Source organism: Treponema parvum, assembly GCF_017893965.1.
Taxonomy (GTDB): Bacteria; Spirochaetota; Spirochaetia; order Treponematales; family Treponemataceae; genus Treponema_D; species Treponema_D parvum.
In genome coordinates this window covers 148730-160987 of the sequence record NZ_CP054142.1, presented here as the reverse complement: position 1 = coordinate 160987, position 12258 = coordinate 148730, and the positions used below count along the sequence as shown (strand labels likewise).

The following is a 12258-nucleotide window of genomic DNA, read 5'->3' as shown; positions in this document are numbered from 1 at the left end:
CGCTGAATTATAAAAGAGGCGAAAACACTCTTGCGACCCGGCCTATCATTCTTTGATAGACCGGTATTTTTTTATATTCCGCTAAGGTAATTTCGCGGCAGTTTTTTTGCGTCAATTTAAAATCGTCTTCCATATCTCGGATAACGGGATTTCCGTAAATAAAGACGCCGCATTCAAAATGATGAAACAGGCTTCTATAATCCAAGTTGATCGTTCCGATAACTGCGCGGTCTCCGTCCGAAATGAACATCTTTGCATGTATAAAGCCGGGTACGTATTCGTAGACGCGAACGCCCTTGTCGATAAGTGTTTTTATAAACGTGCGCCCTATGCAGAAGGTAACAAAGTGATCGGCCTTTGCAGGAACCAGAATCGAGACTTCTACTCCACGTTTTACGGCAAAGGTCAAGGCGGTTTCAAGCGTGTTGTCCAATATCATGTATGGAGTTGTAATGTGAACATACCAGCGCGCTTTGTTTAAAATATCGCAGTAAACGTTTTCAGCAATGTCTTCCAGGTTTACCCCGTCGTCGCCGTAGGGAATTACGAATCCGCCCGTCCGCTCGGGCGGCGTTTTTGCATCCAGCTTTGATAAATTCTGTTGTAATAAAACGGAAGAAGCGAGTGTTCCGGAAAGCGACAGAGGGGGAACAACATCGGGCGTGTCCGACATTTTAGTATAAAAATCCCAATCGTCGGGTTTTTTTTCATTTAAATTCCATGTCTGAAGAAACAGAGCCGTAAGAGTTTTTACGGCCTGTCCGCTTATCTTTACTGCCGTATCCTTCCAATAAGCAAACCTGGTATGGCGCAAGTTCATGTATTCGTCTTCTATGTTTACTCCGCCCGTATATCCTACTCGCCCGTCAATGACAAAAATCTTTCGGTGATCACGGCTGTTTTGATGCGTTGAGAGTATTGGGATCAACGGCGCAAAAACTTTTGCCTTTATGCCGAAGGTACCAAGATACTCGGGATAACCGGAAGGCAATAACATCATTGAACCTATTCCGTCGTACATAACCCTGATTTCAACGCCTTGTTTCGCTTTTTTTATGAGAATTTCAAGAATGGAATCCCAAATTTTTCCCATTCCGATTATAAAGTATTCGATAAAGACAAAATGCTTTGCCGTTTTCAATTCCGCCATGATGTCACTGTAATTGGCTTCTCCGCTGGGAAAATAGGACGCTGTAAAATTCATATAGGCGGGGAATCCGCCGGAATTTTGTAAATACCAAGCGGTATCTTTTAATAGAGGCGTGTGCTTTACGATAACTTGAACTTCGGGATCGGGCTGCAGAGAATCTTTCATTTCTTTTGTGGTCGTCTCCAAAGCTCTGCGTAATCCCACGGCTCCGATATTCGTCTTAAAAAATATGTAGAACAAGACTCCGAAAACGGGGATGACTGCGACGGGAATCATCCATGCAAGTTTAAATTCCGGCTTTGAATTATTATTTACAAGGAAAATTATGAATATGAAGCTTAATATATCGACGCCGTTTACGACATAGCTTAATATGGGGTTTAAAAAGCGTCCTATTGAAAACAAAAAAAGAAATTGTATTGCAAGAAGAAATAATATGACAAGCAGCCGCCCGAACAATAAGTATGTCAGAATTTTCTTGCTTTTACGGCGGACTTTTATGATCTTTTTTGAGCCTTTTTTTACTTTTCGTTTATATCTAAACGAGTCGGTTTTAGGTTCAGGATCCATCATTCTCATACGGCAAAATTATAAATGCTCGATTTAAAAAATGCAAATTGCACAAAAAGCCGATTGGCAACTGCCGCAAAAAGTCGATTGGCAGCCGCGCCGAAATTCGCCCGAAAATTCACAGGCAAAACCCGTCGTAAAAAAATCGCAGCAAAAAAAGAGGAAAGTTCGGTAAATTTCCGGTAAAAAAGCCTTTAATAAAATACTTCAGAAATATGTGTTTTATGTCGATAAAGAAATCGGAATATTATAGATGAAGGTGTGTTATGAGTAAAACAATCGGCATAAAACTTGCGGACGGATCTTTTTATCCTATACTTGAAGAAGGAAAACCTCAAAAGAAAAGAATGGAGTTGACAACCGTCAAGGACAATCAGGAGACTGTTCAAGTCGACCTATACCGGTCTGAAAGCCAAACCATGCAAGATGCAGAATACGTCGATTCCCTGCAGATAAACAACCTTGCCGCACGCCCGAACGGAGAACCTACCCTATCCTTTGACATAACGATTGACGAAAACAATAAGTTGTCCGCTCTGATCAGCGATCTTGAGTCCGGAGAAAAGAACAATATATCCATAAACCTTGTAAACCGTCCTGCAGAAGAACGCGAAGAACCGGCCAATTTTGAACTAGTTCCGGAGTCGGAAGTTCCCGACATTGACTTTGATCTCGGAGACAGTCTCGGCTCGGAATCTGCGGCCGAAAAAACACAGGGCGGATTGCTTGCCGCCGCAGATGCGGTAAAAAGCGACGACGATAACTTTTTTGATTTGCCCGATTTCGATGCAGACTCGGACAAACCCGATTTTGCCGACCGGAGCAACTTATCCGATCAATCCGGTGAAACGAACGGTATAAATTCGACTGAAAATTTTGACAAAGACGGGCAAAGCAGGACGGAAGACGGACTGAGCTTTGACGATTTTTACGATAAAGAAACCCTGGAAGGTTCAGGTGTGAGCAGCGAGGAAGTAAAAAAGACAAAACGGCACGTAATAATTTGCCTTATCTGCGCAGTTATCTGCATAACGGCTACAGTCTTGATCCTGTTCGTAGTTCCTTCAAAATTAAACCTTCGCACAAAAAAAGCAAATAAAGACGCTGTCAAGATCACACCTGTGGCCGTAGAGCAGCCTTTAGCTCCGCCGCCGGAAAAACCCGCGCCCGCTCGTTCCCCTGCAAAAGAAAACGAAATAGTAGTGCCGCCCACGCCTCAGGTAGTACCCGTCGTTCCCGCTGCAAAGCCCGAGAGCAAAAAAAATATTTCATACAAGATAAAGTGGGGAGACACCCTGTGGGATATTTCGGACGCATATTACAGGAACCCGTGGAAGTACCGCAAGATCGCAAATTATAATCGCATAAAAAATCCCGATCACATCATTGCCGGAACAACAATAATAATTCCTGCAGAATAAGGCCGGAAAATCTTGTGGCATGCCTCATAAGCAAAACGGTAAGATTTCTTGTTTTTTCGTTAATTTTTTCAACTCTGTCTTGCAGTTCCGAGAGCGGGAAGCTGCAAAAACAATACGGAAAAGATTCTTATTATTTTCAGGGACTTAAAAGCATTGAAAAAAACGACGTAAAAAATGCGGAGCGTTTTTTCAGAAAAGGAATAAAAGAGGGAAGCAAATATACCGCCCGCCTCTGCGCTGAAGAATTGACAAGGTTCGGGAACATACAGGAGCGTATCGCTTCCTGTGAATATCTTGCAAAAAAATTCCCCGACGACCGCTCTCTTATTTTGCTTGCCTCGTCATTAAACGAAGGAAAGGAATTTTCCAAGCTCATTGCCGTAACCGACGATCTTGACATAAGAACGTGCAGCAACGTTCTTGCCTTTCAACGGCTTGCCGCTATGAGAGAAAAACAGGATCTCCGCTATGAAGACACCGTATACAAGTGGTTTGTCTTGCGGCAATATACGCAGGAGCATTTCAGATTTTTTAAAGAAAACCCTTTAGCCGTTTCGGACGAAAATAAAAAAAACATACTGCTTTTTAGGACGGCGGTTTTTACGCAGAACTATCAGTTCGCATACAAACAAATTAAAGAAATATCTTCGCTCATAAAAGACACAATCTCTAATGGCGAAGATCCGCGCTTTATAAGGCAGCTCATATCCGACATGGGCAAGGCCTGCCTTTTCGGGTCTGAAATAGGCTCTTTTATCGCCCAAGCCTCTCTTTTTGACGATTTTGCAATCCTGTCCGCTTCTAAAGGAGATTCGGAAACGGCTTTTTACGCATGGTTTTATGCCGCCCGCCTGTATGAAAAAGCCGGCGGTCATCATACCCTCGCTTCAGACCGGTACTTAAAAGCCATGGAAGCTTCCGTAACAGGAAATCAGTACGATAACGCTCTGTGGTATCTTTTAAATTTGGATCTTGGAATTTCAACTGATAAGGCAATACAGAGATTAGAGACCTACTGCACAAAGTGGAACGACCCCGAATATTTTTCCGACCTTTTTTATACAATGTCTGTCTTGTTGCTTTCGGGGCACAAGCTAAGTGATTTTTACAAGGTTTATACAATAATCAAAGATGTTGCCGACGAGGACGTCTGTGCAAAGTACGCTTATTTGAGCGCACGCCTTATCGAAACAAAACTTATCGAATCGGCGGCGGATCAAAAAACCGAAGAAGACATTCAAAAACTTTTTCGTGCCGCGCTGAAAGGCGGTTCCGTTTCTTATTACAAACTTTTGGCCGCGGAGCGCTTAAACCTTTCAGGGCAGGAACTGGAAAATGCATTGTTTTCTTTGAAAAGAAGAGATTCATTTGACGCTGACAAGGACGCAGAAAACCTTTTGCTGGGATATGCATCTTACGGGTTCCCTCAAAAGATATATTCGGCATGGGAACAATTTTATTTACAGAGAATACCGCTGGGGACGGACTGCCTTCTTTCCGTTTCCTCTTTTATAAACAAATGCTCTGGACAAATACCGGGCAATCTATACAAAAGCCTTCGCATAGCTTCGATCGCCGTAAATGAAAGCGATAGAATTCTATCAAAAAAAGATTTAAAAGAAGCTTACCCGCAAAATTATTCCGACTTGGTTTTCGACGCGTGTAAGGAATTCTCCTTGGATGAAGGAGTTTTATATGCGCTTATAAGAAGCGAAAGTTTTTTCGATCCCGACATAAGAAGTTCCGCCGGCGCCGTAGGATTAACGCAGCTTATGCATAGCACGGGGCAGGACATTGCAAATCGTCTCAAAGTCAAAGAATATGATCTGACGGACCCTCAAACAAGCGTCCGCTTCGGCGCTTATTATCTCAGCAATCTTATAGGAAGGCTGGATTCTTCGATATTGCTTGCAGCCTTCGCCTACAACAGCGGAATATCGCGTGTCAGGCGATGGGTGTCGAATTCAAAAAAAGAATTGGAAATTTCAAAAACGCTTCCGATGGATCTTTTTTTGGAGACGATTCCTTTTTCGGAAACGCGCGAATACGGGCGAAAGATAGTTTTTGCTGCGGCGATATACGGGTGGCTTTATTACGATATTACGCCGGGTGAAACGATCCGTAAAATTATGAAATAAAAACCGCAAAAGCTGCGGCACAAAAGGCTGTACTACAAAAGCCGCAAACTTAAAAATATTTTCGTAAAAAAGTAAAAAAAACATTTTTTATCTATGCTTCCGGCAAAGATTTATATATATTAATGTAAGGAATTAAAGGGGATGTCTCAAAAGTTTGTTACTTTTTCGCCATCCCCGACGTTTAAAATTAGGTCCTTATATTGCAATGACTTAATTTTAAACGTCGCAATGAAAATCAAGGAGGCATTATGGAAAACAGTAAAGAAAATCCGCTTGAAAAATCCGTAAAGGAAGCATTAGATAAATTTCGTCCCTACTTGCAGTCGGAAGGCGGCGACATGGAATACTTGTCTCTCGATGACGAAAATCGTGTGCACATACGCTTGGTAGGCGCCTGCGGTTCTTGCCCCATGTCCACCATGACTTTAAAAATGGGAATAGAAGAATTCTTAAAAGATGCAGTTCCTGAAGTAAAGGAAGTTGTACAGGAATTTTAAAATGACTATAACAAAAAACAAAGTTGTCGGCATCGACTATACTTTAAAAGATGAAACGGGCGCCGTCATAGATTCATCAAAAGACTCAAGCCCTCTTGAATATGTTCACGGCACGGGAAAGATTATTTCCGGCCTAGAGGCTCTTCTTGAAGGAAAATCCGAAGGCGATTCTTTTAGCGCCGTGATCGAACCGAAAGACGGATACGGAGAATACGACAAGTCTCTGCTTATAGAGGTTCCCCGAAAAAATTTCGATGAAGGGACGGAAATCAAAGAGGGAATGAAGTTTCAGGCTTCAAGCCCCGGAGGACCTTCCGTCGTCACGGTAAAAAAAGTTACGGATGACGTAATTACGATAGACGCAAACCATGAATTAGCCGGTAAGCAGTTGCATTTTGACGTAAAGGTCATAAGCGTTCGCGACGCGACAAAGGAAGACATGGAACCGCTTTCAGGCTGCGGCGGAGGCTGCTCCGGATGTTCAGGTAGTTGCGGAGGGTGCGGCGGCTCCTGCGACGAGTAGCAGGGAAACGAGCTTTTTTGAGTTTTCGTTTGCAGAACGAAAACTCAAAGAGAGCGTAAGATCCGCAAGGGACGCGTATTTATCGTTCCTGCATTTATAAAAACCATGGAAAATTGTCCGTACATCTTCTTCGGTGTGCGGACTTTTTTTTGCTATGTAGGCGGGAATGTTTTTTATTTTGCCGTTTTCAAAAACCGCTTCTTTTAATATCCTGTCGAAAGCGGTTTTTTCGGTGACGTTTAAAAATACGAAAAGTCCGCCTGACGAACGCAGCGTTTCCAAAGCAGGATCGTTGTCGCAAACTCCTCCTCCCGTCGCAATTACGGCAGGGCAAAAGACAATGTTTTTGCATATCTCTTTGCATGCGTCGGCTTCCGCTTTTTTAAATTCGTCTTCGCCCTTTTCCAAGTATATTTTTCTTGCGGACATGCCGCGGATTTTCAGTATCTGATCGTCTGTATCGAAAAAAGGGCAGTTAAAATATTTTGAAAGAAGTTTTCCCTGTGTCGATTTTCCGCAGTGTTTTATTCCCATGAGAACGACGGATCTTGTGAGGCAGAACATAAGCTTTTTTCCTTAGGCAAGAGCATAAGATATGCACGAATAATTTTCAATTGCAAAAGAATTTTTGTTGAGATATGCTGATACTATGAACGTTTTGGCTCCTATCGCCCTTTGCTTTGTAATGTATGTTGCGATTTTTATCATATTCGCAGTTCTTGTTCCCTCTTTAAAAATCCGCCATGAGCTTTGGGCTTCTTTTCTCGGGCTGCTTGCGGTTTTGCCTACTGCCTTTACGGAATATGTTGTTCTCAGCCTGCCCATCTTTACGGCTCATACGTTTTTTACGGTTTTGATAACGGCTCTCGTCTTTAACGGCTTGATCGAAGAAAGCCTTAAGATGATCTTTATGCTCCTGCTCCCTTATAAAAAGCTGAAATTACCGGCGTTTTTTGCCTGTTCCGTCTTATGCGGGCTTGTTTTCGGCAGCTTTGAGTCGGTGATTTACATGCTGGTCTATCTGCAAAAAATATCTTCAGGCGGAATCGGCGTAGTGTACAAGCTTATACTGATAAGGATGTTTACAGCCGTAATCATACACACGTTTTGCGCAGGACTTTCAGGCCTATATATCTGGTCGTTCCGCAAAAAAGCTTCGAATATTACGTCCTTTATTTTTGCAGTGTTGTTTCACGGATTATATAATTTTTTTGCCGGCAACTCAGGACTTCTTTACTGGTTTATCATACCGGTGATTCTTTTTGCGATCGTCGAATGCCGCATCCGCTATTTGGTCGTAAGCGAAAAAAAGACACGAACAAAAAAAGCGAAATCGATTTAAGGCCTGCGATATTTACAGCTGGAAGTAGAACCTGAAAATCACAACTGCTGTTTTTTAGAGACAAAAAGATTTTCCAATTCTTTGAATTCCTTTTCGTAGATTGAAATGCCGGAGCGCCAAAAATCTTTTTCCGTAATGTCAAAACCCGCTTTTTTGCATAAGTCTTCGCAGCTCATTTTTCCGGTATCCGAAAGCAAAAGACGGTAGGTCTTTGCGAAATCCGGTCCTTCCTTTTTGTAGCGGGCATAAAGCCCCAGGGCGAACAGCTGTCCGAAGGCATACGGAAAGTTATAAAAGTCCAAAGAAGTGCTGTAATAATGCGTTTTTACCGCCCACATATACTCGTGCCGGTTTTCATTAAGACCTTCGCCGTACGAGCGTTCCTGAGCATCTCTCATGAGAGCGCAAAAATCATCGGCGGTAAGTTCTTCGGAAGCGCGCTTTTCAAATACGCTCTGTTCAAAATAATAGCGGCTTAGAATGTCGACTAAAATTTGACACGAATCCTGCAAGTCGAACTCAAGAAGCCGGATTTTGTCCGCTCCCTTTGCCGAAGAAGCGACGTCCTGTTTTACAATGGTTTCGGCGAAGGTGCTGGCGGTTTCCGCCAAAGTCATGGGATAAGATGAAAGCAAATAAGGATTTTCGGTTATGCACGAATGGTGGTATGCGTGCCCCAGTTCGTGAACAAGGGTTATGACATCCGAAAAAGAGCCCGTAAAATTGGATAAAACGCGCGATTCTTTTTGCGCCGGAAAATCCTGGCAATAAGCTCCGCCGACCTTTCCGCTTCGGACGGAAGCGTCGATCCAGTTATTTTCAAAGGCTTTTTCAGCAAAACCGCCCATGTCCTTACTGAAAGAGTTAAATTCTTTGATTATATATGTCCTTGCGTCTTCAAATGTCCACAGGCGGTCAAAGACCGAATCAACGGCGCTGCATCCGGAGGGAACCGGAATGGGTGCAAACATATCGAAAAACGAAAGCCCTTTTTGTTTACCGGCTGAGGCGGCGCCTGAATTATACAGAATTTCGGCTTTAAAACGCATGTATCTGCGCCACATGGGAAGACTTTCTTCTATAACGCCGATCAGGGAAGAAAGAGTTTTTTTGCTCATCCTGGCCGAATAAAGCGAGCGGTCGACGGCGTTTTTCCAAGATCGGCGCTTATTCAGACAAACGGTTTCGCCTTTCAGATTATTCAGCGCCGCGGCAAAAGCGATCCTGTTTTGTTCAAGCAGAAAAAGCTCTTTTTTATAGGAATCTTTTCTTGTCTTTGCCTCAGGCGAATATGCGTCGCTTCTTAATTCGTTAAAGGTTTTGCCGGTTTCCTTGTCCTTCAAATTTGAAATAAGCTGCTCGTGAAGCCGCGCCCACGCGTCCCCTCCGGTACGCTGCAAGTCAGAAGCGAGGTTTTCTTCATCATCGCTCATCTGGTGAGACAGCTCGTCAAGCTCTTCGTTTATAAAAAATTCATAGTCGGAAAATTCCGGATAGCGTCTGTAAAATTCCGGAAGACGTCGCATATTTTTCTTTAATACCGAGCGGAAGATGAGTTCTTGTTTTTTCGACCTAAGCTGCAGTTCTTCCATGCGGGACAGGTTGTCAAGGTATTCCTTATTTACGGTATTGACGGAATAAATTATGTAAGCGTAGGCGGCAAGCGATTCTTCAAGGGCGCCTGTCTTATCGGCGCAAGAGATGTACATGCTAAGCCACATGGGAAAGTCAAAATTGTCTTTGCTTTTTTCCGAAATCGTATTTGCGGAATTAAACAGCAAATCGATTTCATCCATTCCCTTTTCATAATCCCTAAGAGCGTCTTTATATTCTTTGCTCTTCAATGAAGGATAAATGCTTTTCAGATCCCACTCGGGGGCTTTTAAGTTTTTATTTGTTTGTTTCATATCCATATTTTATCCGGTTTTGAATTTTTTAGCCCAGCCTATAGTACGCGGCGAGTATCCACTGTGCCAAAATTCCTGCATGACGAAAGTCCGGCGCAAAAATCAACATGCGCGTAGAAAACCCCGCACGGCGATCGCCCGACGCGGGACGTCAGATTTCAGACTTAAACAAAATCTTTTCTCATCGGATTAAATATATCCAACAAGACGGAATCTTCCAGTGCGACTACTCCGTGCTCTACATTCGGCGCGATTTGATAAGCGTCTCCGGCTTTTATAATTTTTTTACCCGCGCCGGCTTCTTCAACTTCAAACGAACCTGAAATAACATATCCTATTTGTTCGTGAACGTGTTTGTGAAGCGCTCCGACGGCACCTTTTTTAAATGTAAGTTCGCACAGCATGAGATTTTCCGAATACGTAACGACCTTGCGCGCTATTCCGCCGCCTAAATCCTTATAAGGTATTTTATCCGCATATGTTATCATTGTGTCGCTCCATGCATTTTGTAATACACAAATCTTTTTATTGTGTTCTGAATGTGATATAAATATACTGAATTTGACAATAAAAAAACAGACGGGTCTTGCTTTGAGCATCGCACTTTAAAAGCTCGAAATTGAACCATAAAGTACTTGCGGGGGCATAAAAAAAGAGCCGCAAAAAGGAGGAAGAATGCGGCTCTTTAAGTTGTTTGTTGCTGGTAAGAGTAATATATATAATTATAAAAATTATGTCAATCGCAATTGTGTGAATTTTTCGCATATAATGCGTTTTTTTGCGGTTTGAAACAAAAATTCGGTAAATTAAGTATATGATACGCCGATCGGCAGGATTTCCGTAATTGTTGCACCGATCATTAAAATTTTCACAGGAGATAAAATGAAAAAGATAGGTATTATAGGCGCCATGGAAGTGGAAATTTCTTTATTAAAAGACCTTATGACCCCGAATGAAAAAGCAAAGCGGATAAACGCCGCCAAATACTGCGGCACTGAGTATTTTGAAGGCCTTATAGATGAAATTCCCATCGTTGTGGCAAAAAGCGGCGTGGGCAAAGTAAACGCAGCGCTTTGCGCACTCACGATGATTTATAAATTCGGCGTAACTCATATTATAAATACAGGAATAGCCGGCGCCGTCGGAAAGGGTCTTGACGTTCTGGACTTCGTGGTTTCGACGCAAGCCGTTTACCATGACATGGACGCTACGGGCTTCGGTTATAAGCCTACGGAAATTCCACAGATGCAAACCAGCTGTTTTATAGCCGATAAAACGATGATCCGTGCCGCTCAAAAAGCCTTTGACGGTATTCCCGAATTAAAGGGACATAAGCTTATGAGCGGAAGAATCGCTTCGGGGGACCAGTTTATTTCCGATAAGCAGGTAAAAAACCGTATCCGTGAAATTTGTAATCCCCTGTGTGTCGAAATGGAAGGAGCTTCGATAGCGCATACGGCCTTTGTAAACGATATTCCGTTTGTGATAATACGCTGCATGTCAGACATGGCGGACGACGGACATGAATCCGTTTATTCTTTTAACGAAACAAACGCCGCAAAAATGAGCGCGGCTCTCGTGCAGAAAATGATAAAGTTATTTTGATCGGCAAACATATGATTTCAACGAAACAATTCGTTTTTAAAGAGCTCTCTGCAGCGCAGGAAAGTGGAGTTTTCATATCCGGACAGGAATTGGCTGAAAAATGCGGAGTTTCCAGAACGGCGGTTTGGAAGGCGATAAAGGCTCTTGCCAAAGACGGAATAAAGATCGAAGGCGTCACAAACCGCGGATACCGATTGGAGAACAGTGAAGAAAATTTATCCCTGTCTGCGATGGAATCTTTTGTTCTACCGAAGGATGGCATACGGTTTTGTGTTTACGACCGGCTCGATTCCACGAATCTTGAAGCAAAGCGCCTGTGTGCACAGGCCGGAATATTGCGCGACACGCTTGGGGCTCTTACGCCTGAAGGGAAAAAGCTTCACAAACTGGTCATAATCGCAAATGAACAGACGGCTGGGCGCGGCCGCTTGGGTAGAGAATTTTATTCGCCGGCAAAAACAGGAGTCTATTTATCCATGATTTACATTCCGCAAAAAAACCTTGTTCATCCGGCAAAGATGACAGCCTCAGCTGCCGTAGCGGTGTGCCGTGTTTTTAAAAGATTGTATAAAGCGGAACCTAAAATAAAATGGGTAAACGATATTTTCGTAAACGGCAAAAAAGTATGCGGAATTTTGACCGAAGGAATTACGGACTTTGAAACGGGAAGAATTGAAGCCACCGTTATAGGGATAGGGATCAACATATACGAGGATGCAAAAGGGTTTCCGGCACGGATAGCGGATACCGCAGGATCTATTTTGGGAACAAAAGGAGAGCCGGCAAAGCGCAACGAGCTTGCAGCGCAAACTGCGCTGGAACTTTCACACATATACGCCGAACAGGAAAACGATCCTCTTTCTTCCGAAGCAAAAGATATAATAAGTGAATACAAGCAATTAAATTTTCTGCTCGGTAAGACTCTGGAAATAACTCCCGTCATAGGCGTAGAAGAAAAATATACGGCAAAAGCCGTGGACATAACGGAAGACGCGGCCTTAGTTGTAAAAAAAAGCGACGGAACTTACCAGACATTACAAAGCGGCGAAGTGAGTTTATATTCAAAAAATTTTTTATCTTTTTGATTTTCTCACAAAGGTTTTAC

Annotated in this window: 11 protein-coding genes; 7 read left to right on the top strand and 4 right to left on the bottom strand. The window is 43.0% G+C overall.

What is annotated here, in order from left to right; translation table 11 throughout:
* Window positions 1-7 precede the first annotated feature (7 nt).
* Window positions 8-1729, bottom strand: coding sequence for a phospholipase D-like domain-containing protein (locus HRQ91_RS00720; RefSeq protein ID WP_210119826.1), 1722 nt, complete (start codon window positions 1727-1729; stop codon window positions 8-10).
* 257 nt (window positions 1730-1986) lie between these two features.
* Here HRQ91_RS00720 and HRQ91_RS00715 point away from each other — a divergent pair, with 257 nt between their 5' ends.
* The 4 genes from HRQ91_RS00715 to HRQ91_RS00700 all read left to right on the top strand — a co-directional run bounded on the left by HRQ91_RS00715 (window position 1987) and on the right by HRQ91_RS00700 (window position 6299).
* The gene (locus HRQ91_RS00715; protein ID WP_246473245.1) at window positions 1987-3141 is read left to right on the top strand and encodes a LysM peptidoglycan-binding domain-containing protein; all 1155 of its coding nucleotides are present in this window, start codon (window positions 1987-1989) and stop codon (window positions 3139-3141) included.
* A 14-nt stretch (window positions 3142-3155) separates the two neighbouring features.
* Entirely contained in the window at window positions 3156-5279 is a 2124-nt protein-coding gene (locus HRQ91_RS00710; protein ID WP_210119825.1) for a flagellar assembly lytic transglycosylase, read from the top strand.
* 248 nt (window positions 5280-5527) lie between these two features.
* The gene (locus HRQ91_RS00705) at window positions 5528-5776 is read left to right on the top strand and encodes a NifU family protein (RefSeq protein WP_210119824.1); all 249 of its coding nucleotides are present in this window, start codon (window positions 5528-5530) and stop codon (window positions 5774-5776) included.
* A gap of 1 nt (window position 5777) precedes the next feature.
* Entirely contained in the window at window positions 5778-6299 is a 522-nt protein-coding gene (locus HRQ91_RS00700) for an FKBP-type peptidyl-prolyl cis-trans isomerase (protein ID WP_210119823.1), read from the top strand.
* Here the strand turns inward: HRQ91_RS00700 and HRQ91_RS00695 are convergent.
* Window positions 6258-6863, bottom strand: a complete 606-nt coding sequence (locus tag HRQ91_RS00695; RefSeq protein WP_210119822.1) for a shikimate kinase — start codon at window positions 6861-6863, stop codon at window positions 6258-6260. The genes HRQ91_RS00700 and HRQ91_RS00695 overlap by 42 nt on opposite strands.
* An 85-nt stretch (window positions 6864-6948) precedes the next feature.
* Between HRQ91_RS00695 and HRQ91_RS00690 the strand changes: the two genes are divergently transcribed.
* Complete coding sequence (locus HRQ91_RS00690; RefSeq protein ID WP_210119821.1) at window positions 6949-7641, top strand: PrsW family glutamic-type intramembrane protease; 693 nt, start codon at window positions 6949-6951, stop codon at window positions 7639-7641.
* 38 nt (window positions 7642-7679) lie between these two features.
* On the opposite strand, the gene HRQ91_RS00685 is transcribed toward HRQ91_RS00690, so the two are convergent.
* Window positions 7680-9548 carry a M3 family oligoendopeptidase gene (locus HRQ91_RS00685; protein WP_210119820.1) on the bottom strand — a complete coding sequence of 623 codons (1869 nt, stop codon included), beginning with the start codon at window positions 9546-9548 and terminating at the stop codon, window positions 7680-7682.
* A gap of 164 nt (window positions 9549-9712) precedes the next feature.
* Window positions 9713-10036: a cupin domain-containing protein gene (locus HRQ91_RS00680; protein WP_210119819.1), complete on the bottom strand. Its 324-nt coding sequence runs from the start codon at window positions 10034-10036 to the stop codon at window positions 9713-9715.
* Between the two features lie 394 nt (window positions 10037-10430).
* Between HRQ91_RS00680 and HRQ91_RS00675 the strand changes: the two genes are divergently transcribed.
* Window positions 10431-11153 carry a 5'-methylthioadenosine/adenosylhomocysteine nucleosidase gene (locus tag HRQ91_RS00675; protein ID WP_210119818.1) on the top strand — a complete coding sequence of 241 codons (723 nt, stop codon included), beginning with the start codon at window positions 10431-10433 and terminating at the stop codon, window positions 11151-11153.
* A gap of 11 nt (window positions 11154-11164) precedes the next feature.
* Complete coding sequence (locus tag HRQ91_RS00670; RefSeq protein WP_210119817.1) at window positions 11165-12238, top strand: biotin--[acetyl-CoA-carboxylase] ligase; 1074 nt, start codon at window positions 11165-11167, stop codon at window positions 12236-12238.
* Window positions 12239-12258 lie beyond the last annotated feature (20 nt).